The sequence below is a fragment of the Candidatus Vicinibacter affinis genome, from assembly GCA_016714365.1.
Taxonomy (GTDB): domain Bacteria; phylum Bacteroidota; class Bacteroidia; order Chitinophagales; family Saprospiraceae; genus Vicinibacter; species Vicinibacter affinis.
In genome coordinates this window covers 2,207,016-2,229,801 of sequence record JADJNH010000005.1, presented here as the reverse complement: position 1 = coordinate 2,229,801, position 22,786 = coordinate 2,207,016, and the positions used below count along the sequence as shown (strand labels likewise).

General features: G+C 38.8%; 15 protein-coding genes. 12 read left to right on the top strand and 3 right to left on the bottom strand.

Annotated elements, in window-relative coordinates; translation table 11 throughout:
- Positions 1-4 precede the first annotated feature (4 nt).
- The 9 genes from IPJ53_08775 (at position 5) to IPJ53_08735 (ending at position 12,728) form a co-directional block, all read left to right on the top strand.
- Positions 5-559 (top strand): hypothetical protein, encoded by a 555-nt coding sequence (locus IPJ53_08775; protein MBK7799193.1) that lies wholly within the window; start codon positions 5-7, stop codon positions 557-559.
- A 127-nt stretch (positions 560-686) separates the two neighbouring features.
- Positions 687-2,363 carry a DUF1800 domain-containing protein gene (locus IPJ53_08770; GenBank protein MBK7799192.1) on the top strand — a complete coding sequence of 559 codons (1,677 nt, stop codon included), beginning with the start codon at positions 687-689 and terminating at the stop codon, positions 2,361-2,363.
- An 18-nt stretch (positions 2,364-2,381) separates the two neighbouring features.
- Positions 2,382-3,947 (top strand): DUF1501 domain-containing protein, encoded by a 1,566-nt coding sequence (locus IPJ53_08765; GenBank protein ID MBK7799191.1) that lies wholly within the window; start codon positions 2,382-2,384, stop codon positions 3,945-3,947.
- 68 nt (positions 3,948-4,015) lie between these two features.
- A complete protein-coding gene (locus IPJ53_08760) occupies positions 4,016-4,930 on the top strand; it encodes a nucleotidyltransferase (GenBank protein MBK7799190.1) in 915 nt (304 codons plus the stop codon).
- Between the two features lie 53 nt (positions 4,931-4,983).
- Positions 4,984-5,682 carry a beta-phosphoglucomutase gene (gene pgmB / locus IPJ53_08755; protein ID MBK7799189.1) on the top strand — a complete coding sequence of 233 codons (699 nt, stop codon included), beginning with the start codon at positions 4,984-4,986 and terminating at the stop codon, positions 5,680-5,682.
- Positions 5,666-7,975: a glycoside hydrolase family 65 protein gene (locus IPJ53_08750; GenBank protein MBK7799188.1), complete on the top strand. Its 2,310-nt coding sequence runs from the start codon at positions 5,666-5,668 to the stop codon at positions 7,973-7,975. Before pgmB ends, IPJ53_08750 begins: the two co-directional genes overlap by 17 nt.
- Positions 7,976-8,084: 109 nt before the next feature.
- Positions 8,085-9,443, top strand: coding sequence for an alpha-glucosidase C-terminal domain-containing protein (locus tag IPJ53_08745; GenBank protein ID MBK7799187.1), 1,359 nt, complete (start codon positions 8,085-8,087; stop codon positions 9,441-9,443).
- A gap of 6 nt (positions 9,444-9,449) precedes the next feature.
- Positions 9,450-10,757, top strand: coding sequence for an MFS transporter (locus tag IPJ53_08740; protein MBK7799186.1), 1,308 nt, complete (start codon positions 9,450-9,452; stop codon positions 10,755-10,757).
- A gap of 36 nt (positions 10,758-10,793) precedes the next feature.
- Entirely contained in the window at positions 10,794-12,728 is a 1,935-nt protein-coding gene (locus IPJ53_08735) for a cyclomaltodextrinase N-terminal domain-containing protein (protein ID MBK7799185.1), read from the top strand.
- Between the two features lie 47 nt (positions 12,729-12,775).
- Here the strand turns inward: IPJ53_08735 and IPJ53_08730 are convergent, their stop codons facing one another.
- On the bottom strand, positions 12,776-15,580 hold the full coding sequence (locus IPJ53_08730; protein MBK7799184.1) for a DUF4961 domain-containing protein: 2,805 nt from the start codon (positions 15,578-15,580) through the stop codon (positions 12,776-12,778).
- 186 nt (positions 15,581-15,766) lie between these two features.
- On the opposite strand from IPJ53_08730, the gene IPJ53_08725 reads away from it, so the two are divergent.
- Together IPJ53_08725 and IPJ53_08720 are read left to right on the top strand one after the other, a co-directional pair.
- A complete protein-coding gene (locus IPJ53_08725) occupies positions 15,767-17,770 on the top strand; it encodes a T9SS type A sorting domain-containing protein (protein ID MBK7799183.1) in 2,004 nt (667 codons plus the stop codon).
- 314 nt (positions 17,771-18,084) lie between these two features.
- On the top strand, positions 18,085-18,705 hold the full coding sequence (locus tag IPJ53_08720) for a nicotinamide mononucleotide transporter (protein ID MBK7799182.1): 621 nt from the start codon (positions 18,085-18,087) through the stop codon (positions 18,703-18,705).
- Here IPJ53_08720 and IPJ53_08715 read toward each other — a convergent pair.
- Both IPJ53_08715 and IPJ53_08710 read right to left on the bottom strand, forming a co-directional pair.
- Positions 18,702-19,862, bottom strand: a complete 1,161-nt coding sequence (locus tag IPJ53_08715) for an aminotransferase class I/II-fold pyridoxal phosphate-dependent enzyme (GenBank protein ID MBK7799181.1) — start codon at positions 19,860-19,862, stop codon at positions 18,702-18,704. The genes IPJ53_08720 and IPJ53_08715 overlap by 4 nt on opposite strands.
- Before the next feature lie 74 nt (positions 19,863-19,936).
- Positions 19,937-21,259, bottom strand: a complete 1,323-nt coding sequence (locus tag IPJ53_08710; protein ID MBK7799180.1) for an APC family permease — start codon at positions 21,257-21,259, stop codon at positions 19,937-19,939.
- Between the two features lie 250 nt (positions 21,260-21,509).
- Between IPJ53_08710 and IPJ53_08705 the strand changes: the two genes are divergently transcribed.
- A complete protein-coding gene (locus tag IPJ53_08705) occupies positions 21,510-22,778 on the top strand; it encodes a cytochrome-c peroxidase (protein ID MBK7799179.1) in 1,269 nt (422 codons plus the stop codon).
- The last annotated feature ends 8 nt before the right edge of the window (positions 22,779-22,786 follow it).

The window sequence follows — 22,786 nt, the reverse complement described above, 5'->3', positions numbered from 1 at the left end:
ACCCATGAGAAGGCTTTCGGATTTTTTCTACAAATGGTCCAATGGTTATTTATGGGTGTTTTTTCTTGGATTGTACATCTTATTTGTAGCTCATTATTTACCCGATGCTGAAAAAAAAATCAACACCCTGGCTAAAAGTGAAATTGGCCCTGTGGACCTTACATTTGGATATTCTCCAACAAGAACGCTTCAAATGATCAAAAACTATGGTGAGGAAGGGCGCCACTATTACCGGAGTGTAGAAATGAGTCTTGATGTACTCTACCCCATCATTTACACCTGTTTTTTTATTATTTTGCTCAGCATGCTCCTCAAAAACTATCCATCCTTCCGGTTGAGGATTTGGAATATATTTCCGTTGTCCACCTTAATCTTTGATTTTTTGGAAAATGGGTTTATCATAAGGCTTATCAATCTTCATCCCGCGGAAGGCTTTATCACAGCTCATTTTGTAGAGATTTTTAAAATGCTAAAATGGGTTTCGCTTGTAATTTTAATGGGCCTTATATTATTTGCGGCTTTTTCTGCTATTAGGCGTAATTTATTTCAAAAGAATTGAGTACAAATCTAGCTTTACCTGACTTCCCCATTATATTAGTGAATCTTTAAGCTTTCATTAAACAAATCTTAAGGATCCAAGTCAAAGAAACAATTCGTTTATTCCTAACCAATAAAAACCATGTATTATGGATAGAAGGAAACTTTTTTCAATGCTTACCAGCACTGCCGAAGAGGAGCCCATGCGCCCGACTACGGCACTCCCGGTAAACGGAGGCCTCACACCCTATCAGGGGAGTTGGAATTATGCAACCGCGGCTCATCTTTTAAGAAGGGCAATGTTTGGCCCAACACATGAACAAATCAAAGGCGCAGTATCAGATGGTTTGCAAAAAACCTTGGATAAATTGGCGACTGATCAGGCATTACCAAGTCCACCGGTTTTGTACACCGATCAAATTGCTGACCCGGAAATTCCAAAGGGGCAGACTTGGGTGACCGGCAAACTTAATCCACAGGTACAAGGATTGGTTCAGATAAAAGAGAGTTCTCTTTATTCCTGGCTCATGCAATTGATGTTTAATGAAGGGGTTTCGCTTACGGAGAAAATGACTTTGTTTTGGCACAATCATTTCGTCGTTTCAGAGATCTTTGATCCTCGGTATAACTATGATTACATTACCACCCTTCGGTCTAATTGTATGGGAAACTTTAAATCCCTTACTGAAAAAATAACCATCGACAAATCCATGTTGGTTTACCTCAACGGAAACCAAAACACAAACCTGGCTCCAAATGAGAATTTTGCCCGGGAAGTCATGGAACTGTTTACATTGGGTAAAGGAGCGCTTGCAGGTCCAGGTGATTATACTACGTTTACAGAACAGGATGTACTGGCTGTTGCAAAAGCACTAACAGGTTGGACCATTGCGGCTGATCGCAGAAACGAATCGTTTTATCCATATTCCAGATTTGACACCCGACTTCATGACAAATCCACCAAGCAACTTTCTGCCAGATTTAACAATCAACAAATTACCAATGCGGAAGAGAACGAATACAAGTCTGTCATCAATCTGATTTTCAAGAAAAGAGAGGCAGCCACTTTTATTTGTCGCAAACTCTATAATTATTTTGTGTATTATAAAGTTGATCAGACCATTGAAAGTCAGGTTATTGACGAGATGGCCGATTTATTGGTTGCCAATAATTTTGAAATCAAACCGGTGGTTAAAGCACTTTTGGGCAGTGAGCATTTTTATTCTGAAGAAGGGCTTGGCTGTATGATAAGACCACCTTATGAATTTATTTTCAATACACTTAAAGCGATGAAATTCAAACCATCTGCTGATTTGGAAATAAATTATTCTTTGTTCCTGGCCATCTACAGAAATAATATGGGATTACAGCAAGTTTACTTTGACATTCCGAGTGTGGCAGGATGGTCTCCTTATTATCAGGAACCGGGATACCATGAAATCTGGATTAACTCAGTAACTTATCCACTACGCGTTGGATTTACCAATCAGGCTGCCAATAAACAAATGCGCATCAGAGGTGGATCGGGATCGACTACCTTCGGATTGGATCTGGTGGAATATGTAAGCTCACTCACTAATCCAACTGACATTAGCCTGCTCTTAAGTGAAATAGTAGCACACCTTTTGCCACAAAATATTTACCAAAATCAAATTGACTTCCTTAAAAAAGCTTTTTTAGGGAACCTTACCGAAGCCCAATGGGCAACCATGTGGAACAGTTACAAAGCCAATCCAAACAACGCACAGGCAAGAACGGCCGTGGACAACAGGTTAAAACCTTTGTTTTCCACCCTTTTGTCTATGCCGGAATATTTTTTAAGTTAAACTCACAAAATCTTCACCATGAAAAGAAGAACCTTTTTACAAGCAAGTTCAATGGCCGCGGTGCCGGTTTTGATAAATGGAATTCCAGTGAATGCTGTTGCACGGAATTCTTTCCTGGATTTTGTAAGTCCGGACAATGATAAAATTTTAGTGCTCATTCAAATGAGCGGTGGAAATGACGGATTGAACATGGTCTTACCTATTGACCAATACAGCAACCTTGATAAACACAGAAATAAAATCCTTATCAAAGAAAGTTTTGGAATCAAATTAAGAGATGGCTTAGCCTTACATCCTTCCATGACCGGAGTTAAATCTCTTTACGACAATGGCGGATTAAAATTAATTCAATCAGTAGGCTATCCAAATCAAAACAGATCGCATTTCAGATCTACGGATATTTGGACCTCCGGCTCTTCCGCAGAGCAATTTGAAGTGACTGGCTGGCTCGGCAGATTTTATACGGAAAACCATGCGTCCTACCCTTCCGGTTATCCAAATGCTGACAACCCTGATCCTCTGGCGATCACCATTGGGTCTCTGGTCTCCCAAACTTGTCAGGGGAAAGTTGCCAATTTCAGTCTGGCCATCAACGATCCATCGACACTGGGTTTACTTCCGGAAGGTGCACTGGCTGCCAACCTACCTTCCAACACCAACTACGCCAATGAATTGAGATACATTGTCAGCACCTTGTTGCAGACCAATGATTATTCAGAAGTAATTAAACAGGCAAATACCAATGCGGGAGGTTCAATTCCGGCAAGTGGCAATGCATTACTGGACCGATTAAATATTGTGGCTCAGTTGATCAAAGGCGGATTAAAAACCAAAGTGTATGTGGTGAATATTGGCGGCTTTGATACACACGCCAATCAATGTGATCCGGATGACCATGAAATTGGTACGCAGGCAGACTTGTTAAAACAACTTTCAGATGCCATGGCCGGATTCCAGGATCAAATGAGCAAGGCCGGATTCGGTAAAAAAGTGATTGGAATGACTTTTTCTGAATTCGGAAGAAGAATCAAAGCCAATGACAGCACAGGAACTGACCATGGAACTGCTGCCCCTCTCTTTGTTTTTGGAGAGTGCATTGATGGTGGAATTCTGGGAAACAACCCAACCATTAATGATACCGTAACAAACGATGAAGGTGTTGCCATGCAATATGATTTCAGGTCGATTTATGCCTCCTTATTGATTGATTGGTTTGAGGTAAGTCCAAGTGTAGTAAGTCAGATGTTGTTTAAGGATTTTCAAAAACTTCCTATCATAAGCGGCAGTTGCCTGTCAACCGGAATTGAAGATGTAAACAGGGATTTTGCTTTAAGATTAGACAATTATCCAAATCCGGCACTTGACTATACCATCATTCATTTTGAAACTAAGAATGAGTTTATCAGAATGAGTTTGTTTGATTCCATAGGTTCTGAACTTAAGGTGCTTTTCTCCGGAAAGATCAATGAAGGTGCGCACCAGATCAGGTTGGACACTTCAGAATTACCTGTAGGAAATTATGTGATTCGGATATCCAATGATCAGGCTCAAAAAACTAAAATACTTAGTAAATTTGAACGATAGTTCTCTATGAAAGAATATGGACCCCGGCCAATTGGTCGGGGTTTTTTATTTTTACGCAAAATTAAAGCATGTCATTACCACAAGCCAGTTTGTTAATCCTCGCAGCAGGGATGGGAAGTCGATATGGGGGACTTAAACAAATGGATGCATTCGGCCCGAATGGAGAGACCATCATTGATTATTCCATTTATGATGCCCTCAGAGCCGGTTTCAAAAAATTTGTTTTTGTCATCCGGAAAAGTTTTGAAACTGAATTTAGGGAAAGAATGGATGCCACCTGGGGAGATCAGGCTGATTTACATTACGTTTGTCAGGAATTGGATCAGCTGCCGGAGGGCTTTAATTGTCCTGAGGGCAGAACCAAACCATGGGGCACGGGACATGCTGTTTGGGTAGCACATGATTTATTAGATGAACCATTTGGTGTCATCAACGCAGATGATTACTACGGCAGAGAGGCTCTGGAAAGCTTATATCAGTTTCTTATCCAAAACCCCGATCCTGACTTTTATTATGCTGTAATCGCCTACTATCTTAAAAATACTTTATCCGATCACGGTGCCGTGAACAGAGGGGTGTGTTGGCATGATGAGGAAGGATTTCTTAAAAAAGTGATTGAAACAAAAGGAATTCAAAAATCAACAACCGGAGAAATCTTTGCTGGAAAGGATGATGAATTGCAATATTTTGATCCGGAGACTTTGGTGTCCATGAATATGTGGGGATTTGGGGCTTCCTATTTTAATTTTGCTTCAGACAGATTAAAAACTTTTCTTGAGTCTCATTTAAGTGTAAAAGATGCTGAGTTTTACATTCCTGAACTCATACAAACGCTGATGGATGAGTGTCTCATCAAGGTACAAGTAATACCTTCTCCTTCAAATTGGTTTGGTGTTACGTATCAGGAAGACAAACCATTTGTTCAACTGGCTTTTAAAAAAATGATTCAAGAGGGCTACTATCCCGATAATTTAAAAGCCTGATTTAATTTTCGTTACCTTTCGTGCTTTCCACACTCATAAACTTAAAAGCTGTGATAAATAAACAACCTTCGTTCGGTTTTATTTTTGATCTCGATGGAGTGATTGTGGATACCTCCCGTTATCATTTTGAAGCCTGGAAAAAACTTGCTTCCAAATTTGGTTTTGTACTGACAGAATCCTTCAATGAACATCTTAAAGGTGTAGAGCGGATGAAATCTCTCGAAATCATTCTGCATGCTGCTGAATTGAATTTAAGTCAGGAAATAAAGGAACGATTGGCAGCACAAAAAAATGAATATTACCTTGAACTAATTGCAAACATCAGCGAAAAGGATATTCTTCCGGGTGTACTTCGCTTCCTGGAAGAAACAAAAGAATTATCCATCCCAATAGCCTTGGGCAGCGCCAGCAAAAATGCCATGCTGCTGTTAGATAAAACAGGGGTTCGTCATTTTTTTCACACCGTAGTAGATGGAATTAAAGTAAGTCGCAGCAAACCAGATCCGGAGGTTTTTGTAACAGCTGCAAAAGGAATCGGTGTGCTTCCGGAAGACTGCATCGTTTTCGAAGACTCTATGAAAGGACTTGAGGCTGCTGTTCGAGCAGGTATGCATACAGTAGGAATAGGAATTGATCCCGTATTGAGTGCTGCTCAATTGGTTATTCCTGATTTTACATCCATTACTGCAAAAGACATTGTCGAATGGTTTGACACATCAAACAAAATAGCTAGCGGTGAAATCGTACTTTAAAATAAATCCCTGGAAAATAATCGAAGAAGGTTTTGTAAAAGAAAACCAAAAATGGAGTGAAAGTATCTTTAGTCTGGGTAATGGGCGCATGGGTGGACGTGGAAATTTTGAAGAAGATTTTTCAGGGGCCACCTTGCAGGGAAACTATGTAGCAGGGATTTACTATCCGGATAAAACAAGGGTTGGTTGGTGGAAAAATGGCTACCCTGATTACTTTGCGAAAGTGCTCAACAGCGCACATTGGCATGGTCTTCGGATCACTGTTGATGATGAAATTCTTGATCTAAACAGTTGCACACTACATCATTTTCGTAGGGTATTGCATATGGACAAAGGATATTTGGAAAGATCTTTTTTGGTTGAGTTGAAAAATGGTAAAAGCCTTGAAATTCAAAGTATCAGGTTTCTAAGTATGTCCTGGGATGAATGTGGTGCCATGCAATACACCATTCAATCAAATGATGATCACACGCATATTTGTATCGAATCAATTTTGGACTTTGACATCAGGAATGAAGATTCAAATTATGACGAAGACTTCTGGACCTTCGAGCAAACAGACCAGGAGCAAAATATGCATGGCATTCAATGTTCCACAAAAAAGAATTTCTTCCATGTAGGTTGCGCCATCTTGAATAAATTTTATCTCAATGGTTCTGAAGTGATTGAAAATTATTCCAAAAAAGGTGTTGAACGAAAGCAAACAATTATTTACAAGGCAGTATTGAATACCGGTGATTTTATTCAAGTAGAAAAATCCATGGTTCAATTATCAAGTCTGGATTATTCTTCCGAAACCTTATTGGCCACATGCTTTGAAAAATGCAGATCATGGGCCAATATTCCCTTTGAACAAAAATTAAACGATCACGCCAATATCTGGTCAGACATCTGGGAATGGGCAGACATACAAATTAATAATGATGAGGTGGCCCAACAGTCCATCCGGTACAACATTTTCCAATTGTATCAAACCTATACCGGGAAAGATGCACGATTCAATATAGGCCCCAAAGGATTTACCGGCGAAAAATATGGTGGCGCTACTTATTGGGACACGGAAGCCTATTGCATCCCTTTTTATTTGGGTACCAGTCCTCCTGCTGTAAGCAAGAATCTATTGTTGTACCGTTACAAACAATTGGACAAGGCCATAGAAAATGCTCAAAAACTTGGATTCACAAATGGGGCCGCTTTATTTCCTATGGTCACCATGAACGGTGAAGAATGCCACAACGAATGGGAAATCACTTTTGAGGAAATACATCGCAACGGTGCAATGGTGTATGCCATTTACAACTATGTAAATTTTACCGGAGACAGAGATTATTTAAAAGATTATGGAATAGATGTCGTCTGTGCGATCAATCGGTTCTGGGTGCAAAGAGTACATTTTAGCAACCACAAAAATCAATATGTAATGCATGGGGTCACCGGGCCCAATGAATACGAAAACAACGTAAACAATAACTGGTACACCCTCTACATTGCTCGATGGTGTTTACAATATGGATTGCAAATTTTGAACGAAATTAAAAAAACAGATGCTGCTGCCTATCAAGCTATATTGGTTCGACTGGGCATCAAAGTGGATGAAATAAATCATTGGCAGGAAGTATCCAAGAATATATACCTGCCTCAAGATATCGACACAAAATTGTTGCTTCAACAAGAGGACTATCTTGACAAAGAACAATTGACAACAGCAGACCTTGATCCTGCAGTAAGACCCATTAACCAGCATTGGTCTTGGGATCGGATTCTTCGGTCACCTTTTATAAAACAGGCCGATGTGCTTCAGGGACTTTATTTCTTTGAAGACCATTTTACCATGGATCAAATTAAAATTAATTTTGATTATTATGAACCAAGGACCGTTCATGAATCATCCCTGTCACCTTGTGTGCATGCTATTTTGGCTTGCAGATTGGGATATGAGGAAAAAGCCAAAGAGATGTATTTGCGCACGGCAAGGTTGGACTTAAATGATTACAACAATGACTCAGATGATGGCTTACACATTACCAGTATGGCGGGTACCTGGATGAGCGTTGTACAAGGATTTGGAGGCATCAAAGTAAATGAAAACGGACTGCACATCAACCCTTTTTTACCGAAAGACTGGAGTGGCCTTCAATTTAAAATTTATTTTCTGAATCGGGCTATGAACATTGACTTATCAGCAAACAAAGTTAAAATCGTCAACCTTTCTGCTGAACATGTTGATTTTCATTACAAGGGCAAAAAGATTCTTCTACCCGCAAAAGAGTGTTTTATTTCTGAATTGACCTGATCCTATCCAACAGTCTTGTACAAATTAGATTTGATAGAACATCCGGTTGAATAAAAATATTATCTTGCTTTTCCAAAGGCCTTGTAATCTATCATCAAACCGCTATCAGTTGAATCAATTCTTTAGAAATCGTAGCATTGTTCTGGTTTTCCTAAGCCTGAACTTTTACTTTTCCGGAGCGCAGCAATCCTTACCTTCAGAAATTCCTATTCCAGACTGGGCCCGTTCTGGCGTGATTTATGAAGTTAACCTCAGACAATACACCCCGGAAGGTACCTTTAATGCATTTAGAAAACATCTACCCAGATTAAAAGAAATGGGTGTGGATGTGCTTTGGTTAATGCCCATCTTTCCAATCAGCAAAGAAAAAAGGAAAGGCACATTAGGATCCTATTATTCAATATCAAGTTATACAGAGGTAAACCCTGAATTTGGAACCAAAGATGAGTTTAAAATACTGGTAAAAGAAATTCATCGATTGGGTATGAAAGTAATTTTGGATTGGGTTCCGAACCACACAGGATGGGATCATAATTGGATTATGGAACATCCTGAATGGTATCTACATGATCCTGTCACTGACACCATCGTACATGTTGAGAAAACAGATTGGTATGATGTAGCTGATTTGGATTACAATCAAAAATCAATGCGCATCAGCATGATTAAAGCAATGCTTTATTGGGTAGATGTTTTGGGAGTGGATGGTTTCCGTCAGGATGTAGCCTACTTGGTTCCTGACCAATTCTGGAACCAGTTCTTAAGAACACTCATTTCTTTGAAGAAAGAGTTATTCCTCCTTGCTGAAGCAGAAGTCCCGGAGTTCAGAAACGCTTCTTATTTTCATGCAGACTATGCCTGGACATTTAAGTCATTGAGCTGGGACATTGCCGCCGGCATTAAAAACGCAAAGGATTTCAGAGTTTACCATCAGCTTGATCAGGAAAAATTCAAGAAAGGGTGCCACATGTATTTTACCTCCAACCATGATGAGAATAGTTGGAATGGAACTGAATTTGAAAAACTTGGGTCTGCTCATCAACTATTCAGTGCTCTGACATTTACCTTTGATGGCATTCCATTGATTTACAGTGGACAAGAAGAACCTTTGAGAAGGAGACTCCGGTTTTTTGAAAAGGATACCATTGATTTTAGAAATTATCAATACGCTTCTTTTTATCAAAAGCTTGCCGGTATCCGTAAGTCACATCCTGTTTTCTGGCCCGACGTGCCGGTAATTTGGTCGGACAACTCCAATCCAGGTAATGTACTCAGCTATACAAGAAAGAACAATCTTGAAGAAGCACTGTGCATCTTCAATCTCTCTGCCACAGAACAAGAAGTAAGCATTCAGAATATACCCTCAAAGACTTCCTATAAGGATCTAATGACCGGTAAAAAGATGAAAATTGCATCTGATAAAAAAATCAGATTGAAACCCTGGGAATATATAATTCTAATAAAATAAATCGTCATGAAGGAAAAACCGGAACTCAATTTTTGGCAAATCTGGAACATGAGCTTCGGCTTTATGGGTATTCAATTTGGTTGGGGCCTGCAGATGGCCAACATGAGCCCCATTTACCGATATCTTGGTGCCAAACCGGATGAATTACCCATACTGTGGCTCGCGGCGCCTATGACAGGCTTATTGATACAACCCATCATTGGATATTGGTCAGATCGTACCTGGACTCCGCTTGGGAGAAGAAAACCTTATTTTTTAGTAGGGGCAATCTTATCAACCCTTGCATTAATTGCCATGCCAAATTGCAGCACACTTTGGATGGCGGCAGGTTTGTTGTGGATTCTGGATGCTTCCATCAATGTGTCCATGGAACCTTTCCGCGCATTTGTTGCAGACCTCCTTCCAAAAAAACAATACACCAGAGGGTATACCACGCAAAGCTTCTTTATCGGTGTTGGAGCGGTTATTGCCTCAGCCCTCCCCTGGCTCATGAGCAAGTTTCTTGATCTGAAGGATGTTGAAGACAATGCAATTCCCCTTTCTGTTAAATACTCATTCTACATTGGAGCAATTGCCTTCATAAGTGCTGTCCTGTATACGATCATCACGACAAAAGAATACCCTCCAGATGGAGAAAAATTAAGGCAAGAGTCTGCAAAAGGAGAAATAGGTTTTATTCAAAGTGCCCTCAATGGAATAAAAGAAATCTGGAATCATATTTTTAACATGCCTTCGGTGATGAATAAAATAGCACTGGTTCAGTTTTTTACCTGGTTGGGATTGTTTCTCATGTGGTTTTATTTTGGAGATGCAGTGGCGACTTATGTTTTCCATGCACCATCGCCTTCCTCTGAATTGTACAAAGAAGGTGCTGAATGGTCCGGATTGATGTTTTCATTTTATTCACTGGTCACTATGTTATTTGCATTGGTACTTGGTAGACTTGCGGATAAATTTGGAAAGATAAATATGCATTCAATCTGTTTGATTGCCGGTGCAGTTGGTTTAATCTCATTATCTGTTATAGATCATAAGTTTGGACTTATTTTTTGCATGTTGGGCGTGGGAATTGCCTGGACAAGTATTTTATCTATGCCTTATGCCATTTTTGCACCACATTTACCTGAGAACAAAGTGGGCGTATATATGGGGATTTTTAATTTTTTCATCGTCATTCCTGAAATAATGGCCACCTTATTTTTTGGATATATTATGAAGAACTTTTTACAAAATAATTCCATGTATGCAGTTATTTTGGGCGGATGCATGTTGTTCATTGCTGCCATACTGTGTTTGCGAATAAAGGAAAATTAAGTGAATTTTAGCTATCGTAATTCAATCAATATTCTGATGCAAAACATCCAATTTAGAATAGGTATTATTTTATTCTGTATAATTCTTTCTACAAATGGCTACATTGCTCATGCCCAAAAAAATGATCCGGCTCAACGAATTCCGGATGGAGTGACCATCCCTGACTATTACCGTCGTACCGTCAAACCTGAAGATAAAGTTGAACCAAGAATAGACCCTCCCTTTTGGTGGTGCAACATGCCGGACAAATCGCTGACACTCTTGATTCACGATAAGAATATTGGTTTGTCAGATATCAGCATCTCTAATTCTGCCATCAAATTAACCCGTAAACACTTTTTGGAAAATAAAAATTATCTGTCATTCGATCTTGACCTGTCTAAAATAAAAAAAGGAATCACATTTGAAATCACTTTAACCAAAGGAAAACAGATTAAAAAATATCCTTACACGCTAAAAGAGAGAATTAAAAAATCAAATCTTGAGCCGCTCAATTCCTCTGACCTGATTTATTTGATCATGCCTGATCGTTTTGCAAATGGAGACCCCTCTAACGACGAAATCCCAGGAATGAATCAACAAGGTGTAGACCGGTCCAAAATGTATTTTCGTCATGGTGGAGATTTAAAAGGAATTCAAAACAATCTGGAATATTTTGAAAAAAACAATTTCTCCTGCCTCTGGCTTAATCCCATTCAGGAAAACAATCAATTTGCAGAATCTTATCATGGGTATGCCATTACTGATCACTTTCGCATAGATCCAAGATTTGGCAATAATGAAGATTACGCAAACCTGGCGAAGTCCGCTCATGAAAAAAAAATAAAAGTGATCATGGACCTGGTTTTTAATCATTGTGGCACTGAACACTATTTTATAAAAGATTTGCCGAATGATAATTGGCTTCATCAATGGGATACATTTACCAGGACAAATTATCAAGCATTGCCCTTGGTTGATCCTCATGCCTCATCGGTTGATAAAAAATTAACTCTGGAGGGTTGGTTTGATAAAAGCATGCCTGATCTAAATCAGGATCAAATAGTCTTAGGAAAATATCTCATCCAATATTCCATCTGGTGGTGTGAATATGCAGATCTTGATGGCATAAGGGTAGACACCTGGTTTTATTCAGACAAGACTTTTATGGGAAAGTGGCTGCACGCCATTCAACATTATGATCCGTCCATAAAAATATTTCAGGAAACCTGGGTCAACGCACCAGGAGTACTCGCCTATTTTAACAGTGAAGAATATCTTGGAAAGCAAAAGTCACCCACACAAATTAAAGATTTTCCACTCGCCTTTGCCATTCATGAAGCACTTACAAAACCATACAGCTGGGATGGTGGGGTAGCAAAATTACATGCCACCCTCGCACAGGACTTTAATTATTACCACCCGGAGCATAATCTCATATTTTTGGACAACCACGACCTAAGTAGAATATATTCTATTTTGGGTGAGGATCTTGATAAGTGGAAACAAGCAATTGCATTGCTGTTTTGCCTGAGAGGTATCCCTGCTATTTATTACGGAACAGAGATTCTTATGAAAAATTATGCAAATCCGGACGGTCTGGTAAGGGAAGATTTTCCAGGTGGTTGGAAAGAAGACAGCATCAACTATTTCATTTCTTCTAATTTAAAGAATAAAAATAAAGAGGCCTTTGATTATTTTAATGTCTTGAGTTCATATCGGGCTAACCATAAAGACTTTTACAAAAATGCACAATTCACTCAGTTCCTTTGCAAGGATAACTTATACATCTCCTACCTAAAGCACCGGAATAAAATATTACTTTGTATGATCAATACGGATTCTGTCATAAGAAAAAAAGAACTGGTAGATATATTTTCTGATAAGATTACAAACTGCTTTGATATTTTCAACAAAGTCGATATGGGCAATGAGATCGAAGTTCCTCCGCATGGCGTAAGAGTCATCGAAATTAACCTTAATGTAAATTAAATTTACATGATGAGGGTCTGCATTTCTGATCACAATTAAAACACTGTCTAATAAATTGTCAATTTTGAAGTGGCTATCATTTTGCCAAGTGAAAATATTCTACAAAAATAAATTCCTTGTGCAATTTGCTTTTCAATGTTCAATTCTATCGTCTTAACGGGTGAAAATTTTTCTGACAACACTTGAATACCATCCAAATTGTAAATGTCAACTCGATCAAATTCCTCATATGATTCAAAATGTACATTTCCTGAAGTTGGATTAGGATATATGCGAATCAAATCCCTAGCATCCCAAGATTCATGGGTACCCACAGTGTTCCAACCTGATTGATCTACATACAAACGATGATCTCCGGGAACCAGACTCAATATGTATTTGGGATCATTTATTAATAAACTCGTTCCATCCAAAACATTGTACCATCTGCCCGTATGTGGAAATTGGACTTCGGGATTTCTGGTTACAATGTCAAAATTCCCAACCACAAAAGCATTAAGATCCGTTGAAATAAATTTCATCCATTTGATCAACCCCTCTCCCAAAGAGGATTCAAATACAGCATTTTGGATAAGTCCGGACTGGTTTTTAAAAGCATTCACTTTTGCAATAAAATCGTACAGTGACTTTCGGGAGGGATGGGCAAAATAATCAGCTCTTATCGGCTTCGGAGCAAGTCGACAATTTGTATTGATGGTTCCATCGATACAGTGATTGATGGAATAATCATAACCCACTTCGCCATTTTGCCAAATCATCTTAGGTCCCGGCATCAACAGATAAAACAGATGGACCAATTTTTGCCTGTCGATCGCCGTATTCAATTGTTTTATGTTGTAATTCCCGGTTCCATTTCCATATTGCAAATTTTTAAAATTGAGCCTTTCTTCATCATGACTTTCCATATAAGAGATCAAATGATTCTTAGACCATCCCCTCTTTACAGCCAGAGAAGAATTCAGATCATTGGAACCGTAACCCATGGAAGCCTGATTGAAATTATAATTCATATTACCCCAAAGTAAAAATCCACTTTCAGACAATTCTTTCTCCTCTGCATTATCTGCAAAGTGTTCCAAAATTACATAGGCATTAGGATTCTGACTCTTTACCAAATTTCCATAATCTTTCAGAATAGCGATACGACTTGCATCGTATCTGGACATCAGAGATGCATCACTTCCGCTGTTGAATTGGGTAAAACCTTTTGACAGATCAAATCGAAATCCATCAACATGGTATTCCTTCAACCAATGTTCCAAAACCTGCTTAACATAAGCCCTTGTGTATTTGCTTTCATGATTAAAATCATATCCTACATTAAATGGATGGCGTGCAACCATATTAAAATAGGGGGAGTTTGCTGCAGGTCTGTTACTCGCTGCATCCCAATACATCTGCACCAACGGACATTGACTAAACGCATGATTAAAAACAACATCCAGTACAACTGCAATCCCATTTTCGTGACAAACATCAATTAACTTTTTCAATTGTTCCTGAGTGCCATAATATTTATCCAATGCGGCATGAAATGAAGGGTTGTATCCCCAACTGTCATTGCCCTCAAATTCGTTTACAGGCATTAATTCCAATGCATTGATACCCAAATTTTTTAAATATGGAATTTTATTGAGTACTGAATTAAAACTTCTCTCCTCCGCAAAATCCCTTATAAGGAGCTCGTAGACCATCATCTGATCAGGTGGAACTGGATTAAAATTTGAAGAAGTCCATTGAAATTTTGACTTAGGAATCGAAAAACTCGTTACATATCCGGATGCACGATTTATAGGATATTCCGGAATATCCGGATATACAATTAGAGGTATTTTGGCGTCATTGGCAGGATCCAGAACTTTTGTACTCAGTGGATCGGCAATTATTAATTTACCATCAATAAGATATTGATAATTATAATTGAAATTAGAGTCCAATTGATCAATCAATATCCAAAAAATATCGCCACTCTCAGACTTTTTCATCAAAGCGGAAGAAACCGGCGAATAGTTGTTCCAATTTCCCAACACGAAAACATGTTTCTTCAAAGGAGCGGTCAACATTAAATAGACGGAATGATTGTCAACATAGTTCAAACCGGGAGCTATCCCCGGAGGTGGATTTTGAACTATTGCCTGAGGCTCTCCAACTACCAAATTATATTCTAACTCTACCAACTCTGATCCTGAGGAGCATTTAGCAACAATTTTGTAATTTCCATCTGCCACTGTAGCAAAATCGTACACCAGTTCCTTACCAGTTAAATCGCGTTCCAATATTCCGTTCACATACAATTTAATGTCAGCAGATTTTGAGCAGGCTAAAGAAAAAGTTACATTTTCACTCGGGCTCAAAAATTTATACCGACCGGTAGGATTTAACCATAAAGCCTGAAATTTACCTTCCGGATCAGCCAGATTATAAAAAATATCACCACCATTTGCTTCCCTGCCAGAAAGTGAACCGGTTGAATTTCTAAATACAAAAGCTAATTTCAAAACCTTTTCATTGACAGGCACATTGTAGAAAGACCGAATGTGAAACTTGACACTGTATAAATTTTTTCCCAAAGAAGTCATGATCAATCTTGAATCCGTAGTCCCCCAACTTCCTACTACGTATTTCCAATCTGAGGGAGATTGACTCTTATCGGTGATGAGGCCGGTATGCAAGTAAACCTGTTGATTAAAATCTTTTAATCCGGCATTCCCCATGGAGGCATCATAAATGATGGTGACGGTGTCCTCTGCAGAAGGAAATATTGGCGACACCTGCAACACTTGAGCACTCAGGTAAAAGCCCAGCAAAAACACTGGCATCACGGTTAAAACCAAACATTTATTCTTAAGCATAATCCTAAAATTAGCATACAAACAAGAAATCTGATATTAGTGTTTCGAGAAATGCCAAAATATTCCAATTTTATCATCGCCCGGTTCATCCTACTAATTGGTCTTCCGGAGAATATAATTATTCCGCTTACATTAAAACATACTTGTATTTTGGAAATGGTATATTTACGAATCCATTTTATAGCAATGAGGAAAATAATTCTGATCAATCTTTGCATTTGCCTAATATTTCAAATTTCTCAAGGACAAAATTTACTACCTGAGAGACGTTGCATTTGGAATAATCCTGGTTCACAAAGTTTCAATACAGATCATTTCGAAATTCTAAACCCCCTACACTTCGGCGCAGACTCTTCTGGGAAAGTTGATTGTACTTTGTCCCTCAACTCTTGCATTAAATTTCTGAATTCCAGACCAGGCATTATCCTCTTCCCACCTGGCACTTATCTTTTCCTAAACAATATCATATTACGTGATAGCCTTATCATAAGAGGATCCTGTGCCGAGAAAACAAAATTCATTTTTGACCTTAAAGGCAGACCGGAAGATTGCATATCTATCAAAGGCAAGAAATCGCAAACCTCCATAAAGTTAATTGCAAATGCTTTCAAATCCACCAATAAAATTGATGTTGCTGACCATCGTGATGTAAAAAAAGGAGATTACCTAAAAATATTTGAAAACGATGCCAACAGAATTTTTTCATCATGGGCCAGTAAAAGCATTGGCCAGCTGGTTAAAGTCAAAGACAAACAATTGAATGAGCTTACGCTGGAGGAAGAATTAAGAATTGATTTTTCTTTGACGAATGAAGCATCCTATTCAGTAATATTTCCAGCTTATTTTATAGGACTTGAATACTTCTCAATTGAAAGAAAAGATGCCACTACAACTCAAACCCACAACATCAGTTTGGATCTGGCCGCACATTGTTGGATTAATGGAGTCGCGAGCAGATTTGGCAATTTTGCTCATGTTACCATAAATGAATGCAGCCACATCAGCGTAACTAATTCATATTTCACCAAAGCATTTGACTATGGCGGTGGTGGGAAAGCCTATGGTATAGCCATCCAACAAACCAGTGGCAGATGCCTGATCAGTAATAATATTTTTGAAAATTTAAGACATGCTGTCTTGTTACAATCCTCTGCAAACGGCAATGTGATTTCATACAACTATTCTAAAGATCCTTATTGGACAGGAACGCTTTTACCATCTAATGCTGCAGGAGACATCGTACTTCATGGCAACTACCCTTTTCAAAATCTTTTTGAAGGGAATATTTGCCAAAATATAGTGATAGACAATTCTCATGGCATCAATGGACCCTTCAATACCTTTTATAGAAACCGCGCTGAGTTGTACGGAATTTTTATGAATGATGGTGCCGGCAACCAACAAAATTTCATAGGCAATGAAATTTCAAATCAACTTCTGGGACAATATTTTAAAACCGGTATTGACCACTATGAGTTTGGCAATAATAAAAATAATGTAAACATCCCCGCAGGCACGTCGAGTTTAACAACGAACAGCTTATATTTGGAGAATACGCCGGATTGCCTTTCAGACTTCAATACTTTCCCTTCAATCGGATATCCAAACAGTTTAAAGATTGGCACCAATTCAGCACAACAAAGATTTAAGGAATCCTATCTTACTATATGCTGGAGTTCCGAAAATCAATTAAAGGGATCACTTGCTATAGAATCACCTAAAAAATTATGTTTTGGCACAGAAGGAAAATTTAATATTAATTACGTCCCATGCGCTACATTTAATTGGTCTACCACAAATGGCAAAATCATATCCGGACAGGAAACCCGGAATGTAATAATTGACTGGGATCATCCCGGTGATGCCAAGATCGTATTAAAATATACATCTGGTCCTATAACCGACTCCACTTCTGTTTTAGTACAAATTGATAATTGCACACAAACTGAAAATCTTGAAAATATATCTATCAGACTTGAACTGAAAGAAGGAAGGATTATGGTTATCACAGAAAATAATTTAGCCTTCAAACAATTGAACATTTTTAACATTCAGGGTAAAATAGTGCAAAGTTTAATATCAGGTTTGACCAATACAAGATATAATACACCTGACCTTCCTAATGGAATTTACGTCTGCGCATTACTTATCAATGGCTTCCACCATCAACAAAAAATTATAATTCCCTGAACAAAATAATTACAAAGCATTCCTCTTTTGACATCAATATTTATAGAGATCAATTTCTTCAATCAAATTTTTTTCTATCAAGTTAAAGTATTTTTTGTCATAGATCTTATTAGTAATTTATATTTTTTATTCCCGCATTCAATACATTTCAGGAACGAACATTTTAAAGAGATTCATTACATGCAATAGCTTTAATCTTGCAATGACTTATTCGCTACAAAATAAAATTCCAATCAAGATATTTTCTTTATTCAAAAGAGCCCCTTAAAACTTACCTTTACTTCATGTATGAGTTTTTTAATGTTGGCCATACAATGTTTAGTTTATTGGGTTATCCGGTAAGCTATATGGAATTTGTGGGAACTGTCTTCGGGATAGCCGGGGTTTGGCTCGCAGCCAAAGCCAACATCCTCACCTGGCCGGTAGGATTGGTAAACATCATTTTATTTTTTCTGATCTTTTATCAGGTGCAATTGTATTCTGATATGTTCCTGCAAATCTATTTTTTTTTGATTTCACTTTATGGTTGGTTTTTTTGGGATAAAGAATTGCACCAGAAGGAACCGATCAAATTTCTTAGCAATACCTGGAAAATTTACTTAGCCGTACTTTGTACAGTTCTGACTTTCACATTCGGTTATGTTATATCACAACTTCACAATTGGTTTCCAATTGCTTTCCCCAAGCAAGCCGCTTATCCCTACTGGGACACTTTTGTGGCCATTGCAAGCATCATTGCCAACACTCTGCTGGCCAGAAGAATAATTGAAAACTGGATCATTTGGATCGTGGTAGATGTAATTTGTATTTATCTGTATTTCAGCAAAGGCATTGCATTTGTTGCTTTGGAATTCATAGTCTTTTTAGGCCTGGCCTGTTATGGTGCATACCATTGGCATAAATTATATCTTAAACAAAAAAAAATCGCTTATTAAAGTTTCTCTAAGGCTTCCTGCAGATCTTCTATTAAATATTCCGCATCTTCAAGTCCAACATAAAATCGAATCATCCGGTGCTCTCTCATGTTCGGATTGAATGCTGATTTAGAAACACCAGCCATTCTGGGAATGACTAAACTCTCATGTCCACCCCAACTTACAGCCATCAAAAATCTTTTAAGTGATTGACAGAAATTTTCAATTTTATCTGCCTCCTGACTCTTCACTACAATGGTAAAAAGCCCGCATGCTCCGGACATCTGACTTTTAGCCAACTGGTATTGCGGAAAGGATTCCTCCAAAGGAAACAAGAGCTCCTCAACTTTTGGATGACTTTTCATAAAGGCGATCACTTTGTGTGTGTTGATTGTGATGCGGTCCAATCTGGCCGGAAGTGTTCTCAATCCTCTGATCAAAAGCCAGGCATTAAATGCTTGTATACCATTGCCGGCCATCAAATATTCCAAATCAAAAATTTTCTTCATATGCGCCCTCGTCCCGGAAAGCACTCCTGCCACGACATCGCTATGGCCTCCAATATATTTGGTAGCAGACTGAAGACATAAATCAATACCCATTTCAATTGGCCTTTGATAAATTGGACTGCAATAAGAATTATCCACCACCGTAAGAATATTTCTTTTTTTAGCTTCCATCGCAATAGCCCTCAAATCTTGTATCGCAAAATCCCAGCTATTAGGTGACTCCAGATAAATGATGCGGGTACTGTCATTGACTGCATCCCAAATATTTTTCGAATCTCTTGCATCCACATAAGTAGTAGTTACCCCGAATCTTGGAAGATGCTGATCAAATAATTTTTGCGCCCAGGTGTAAGGTGCTGCGACTGAAATTATATGATCTCCTTTTTGTACAAATGGAACTATTGCAGAATAAATGGCTGCCGCCCCGGAATTAAATACCAAAGCATCTTCTGCCCCATCAAGCGCTGCCAACTTTTTTCTAAGGATGTCCACCGTTGGATTCAACCCTCGTGAATACAAATACCCACTGTATTCATCTTTAAATCTTTCCCGCATTTCCTCCACCGTTCTAAAAGCAAAATTGCTCGTCTGCACTATTGGTGGAGCGATGGCTTGAAAATAATTCTCCCGCTCCTCTCCCAACTCATTAATTATATACGATACATTCATCTTGGTTAAAATTGAATCTGTGTAAATTGAAGATTATGGCCGAATCCATTTCGTGCTACCTTGAAATTGTTGCCTTAACTAACCTTTCTGCTTTTTTGAACGATAAAAAATAAAATTAAAAATACCACAAAAACCAGGGTGCCAATCAATGCCATCATGGGTGTGTTTAAAACTATGGATCCACTTACAAATAAATAGGCCGCAATAAAAAAAAGTGTAGGAACTGGAAACCATTTCATCTGATAAATCCCCGTTCCATTTAAGTGCTGGGTTTTACGTCTTAAATAAAACAATGCCGCAGCTGAACTCACCATTCCAATACTGTCCAGAAACATGACAAATCCGAGTATGCGATCAAAAGTATTGGCGTAAAAAAGAATTATAATAGTCAACACTGTGAAAGCGGTCAGACTGACCGTCAATACTTCATGTGCGCCATATTTCTTTTTAAAAATTTGTGGAAGTATTTGATCATCAGCCATTGCATACATGACTCTCGGATTTGACAACAACAAAACATTTACGTAGGCTAACACTGCAGTGAATAATAGTAAAGAAAAAATAGTCTTTCCCAAAGGCCCAAATAATTTTTCTCCAATGATGGAAGCAATCCCTCTGGCCTCTTTTAGCTGATCAAAACCAATTATCTTGTAGTAGGCATAATTGGTCAATAAATACAAGGTAATGACTATCAGAATTCCGGTAACAATCCCTCTGGGAACAGTCTTACGCGCATTGTCTACTTCTTCTCCAAAATTAATGGTCTGTTGATACCCTCCATAGGTAAAGCAAATTGCTACCAAGGCGAGTCCTATTGATTGAAGAAAATCCATGGGCTTCACTGGCGCAACCGTTTCATGCACCGTTTGAATGGATGGCGCCAATAAAAAAATGGAAGAGATAATGAGAAGAAGCAAACTGATTTTGATAAGCATCAGGACATTCTGAGTGGTTGAACTCATTTTGAGTCCCATCAGATTCACCCCATAAAACAAGAGAATAGCTGTAATGGCTATGAGTGATTTACCAACATCTGTCATGCCTCCCGGGGCCACTACGGATGCAAGATAATCACTCCCAATTAAGGCAACTCCGGCAAGGGAAGCTGCATTAGAAATAATGATCACACAATTTAATGCAAATGCTATAGACGGATGGTAAGCATAAGAAAATACCTTATAGTAACCTCCTGTGACGGGATATCTGGATCCTATTTCAGCATAGGTGAGTGCTCCACAAAGAGCAACCAATCCCCCCAGTACCCAGGCAGTAAAAAAAACTTCCGGATTTATTGCAGCCTTTGCAGCATCAGAGGCAGTTCTGAAGATTCCCATCCCAATAACCAACCCAATTACAATCATGGTCAATGAAAAGGCATTTAACTTTTGAACAGACATAGTTGTAATTTTATTTAAAAATCTACAAAGGAAGGAAGCAACTTATTTTGATGGGTAAATATATCATTATTTTATTTCGCTTTGCCATTCATCCATCTAGGTTGGCATACATCTTCATTCAATGGCATACTTTATGCTGCTCCTCCCCTAACTTAAGTAACAAATAGTCTATTTTTGTAAGGTGTTAAAAGCGATTGATTATTATTTTTATTGTTGTCTCCTGTCTTTCAGCTTGATTCAATGCAAGCAAGTGGAATCAGCCAAATTGCAAAGTGCCCGGGATCTAAAAAAATTATTGATAAATCTGGCACCAACCAAAAACCTGGATTTTTATATCCTGCCCGATTCAGAAGATTTCAAACTCATCCCCCAAGACAGTTCCAATCCCATTACATCTGCGAAAGTGGAACTTGGAAAATTCCTTTTCTTTGATCCGGCCATCTCATTTAATCCTAAGTGCTCGGCAGCTGCGAGAACATTTTCCTGCGCCACCTGTCATTTTGCGGAGGCGGGTTTTCAAGCCGGCATCATTCAAAGCATAGCAGGTGGTGGCCGGGGATTTGGTTTTACCAGACACAAACATCCACTTTGTGATTCTTCGGAGATGGATGTACAAATGATTCGCACACCCAGCATCGTCAACTGTGCCTATCAGGAAGTTCAACTCTGGAGCGGAAAGTTCGGTGCTACCGGCCCAAATGGAGGGACCGATAGTTTATGGCCCAAAGGAAGTTTTACTGAACTCAACCGGCTGGGTATGCAAGGGGTTGAAACACAGGCTCGCATTGCTCTTGAAGCACATGGCATGCGCATGAGTCCTGAGTTGGTTACCAAAACTATTTACCAGGCTTTATTTGACAGCGCTTTTACAGGTGTAGACCCAAATCTCAAATACCGGCGAATAAGCATGGCTAAGGCCATTGCTGCTTACGAGAGGGTTGTCCTCACCAATAAAGCCCCTTTTCAACGATGGCTCAGAGGAGACAGCTCAGCCCTAAATGAGACCCAGATTAAAGGGGCTTATCTGTTTTTTGGTCAAGCAAAATGTTATTCTTGTCATTCGGGACCGGCCTTGAATTCTATGAAATTTTATGCATTGGGCATGAACGATTTTGATGTTAATTCGGTAATTTTAAAGGACAGTTCTGATGACCATCGTTTAGGAAGAGGGGGTTTTACCAAAAAAGAAGCAGACATGTTTTGTTTTAAAGTCCCTCAATTATACAATCTTAAAGATGCCGGATTCTTAGGACATGGTGGGAGCTTCTGCTCAGTCGAGGAAATCATCAGATATAAAAACAAAGCGATTCCTGAAAACCAGAAGGTTCCAAAACAAAACCTTGCTGCTCAATTTGTCCCTTTAATGCTTCAAGAAGAAGATATTATGGCGTTGACGGATTTTATTGAAAATGGACTGCATGACCCTGATCTCAAAAGATATGAACCCAAATCTGTACCTTCGGGTTTCTGTTTTCCCAATGCCGACAAACTCAGTAAACTTCAGCTGGGCTGTCAATAAACTTAGAT

What these genes read in the sequence shown, in the direction of transcription:
- IPJ53_08765 (MBK7799191.1), top strand. Translation starts at nt 2,382, where the DNA reads ATGAAAAGAAGAACCTTTTTACAAGCAAGTTCAATGGCCGCGGTGCCG.
- IPJ53_08730 (MBK7799184.1), bottom strand. Translation starts at nt 15,580, where the DNA reads ATGCTTAAGAATAAATGTTTGGTTTTAACCGTGATGCCAGTGTTTTTG.
- IPJ53_08770 (MBK7799192.1), top strand. Translation starts at nt 687, where the DNA reads ATGGATAGAAGGAAACTTTTTTCAATGCTTACCAGCACTGCCGAAGAG.
- IPJ53_08715 (MBK7799181.1), bottom strand. Translation starts at nt 19,862, where the DNA reads ATGAATGTATCGTATATAATTAATGAGTTGGGAGAGGAGCGGGAGAAT.
- IPJ53_08710 (MBK7799180.1), bottom strand. Translation starts at nt 21,259, where the DNA reads ATGTCTGTTCAAAAGTTAAATGCCTTTTCATTGACCATGATTGTAATT.
- IPJ53_08760 (MBK7799190.1), top strand. Translation starts at nt 4,016, where the DNA reads ATGTCATTACCACAAGCCAGTTTGTTAATCCTCGCAGCAGGGATGGGA.
- IPJ53_08725 (MBK7799183.1), top strand. Translation starts at nt 15,767, where the DNA reads ATGAGGAAAATAATTCTGATCAATCTTTGCATTTGCCTAATATTTCAA.
- IPJ53_08735 (MBK7799185.1), top strand. Translation starts at nt 10,794, where the DNA reads ATGCAAAACATCCAATTTAGAATAGGTATTATTTTATTCTGTATAATT.
- IPJ53_08740 (MBK7799186.1), top strand. Translation starts at nt 9,450, where the DNA reads ATGAAGGAAAAACCGGAACTCAATTTTTGGCAAATCTGGAACATGAGC.
- IPJ53_08720 (MBK7799182.1), top strand. Translation starts at nt 18,085, where the DNA reads ATGTTTAGTTTATTGGGTTATCCGGTAAGCTATATGGAATTTGTGGGA.
- IPJ53_08775 (MBK7799193.1), top strand. Translation starts at nt 5, where the DNA reads ATGAGAAGGCTTTCGGATTTTTTCTACAAATGGTCCAATGGTTATTTA.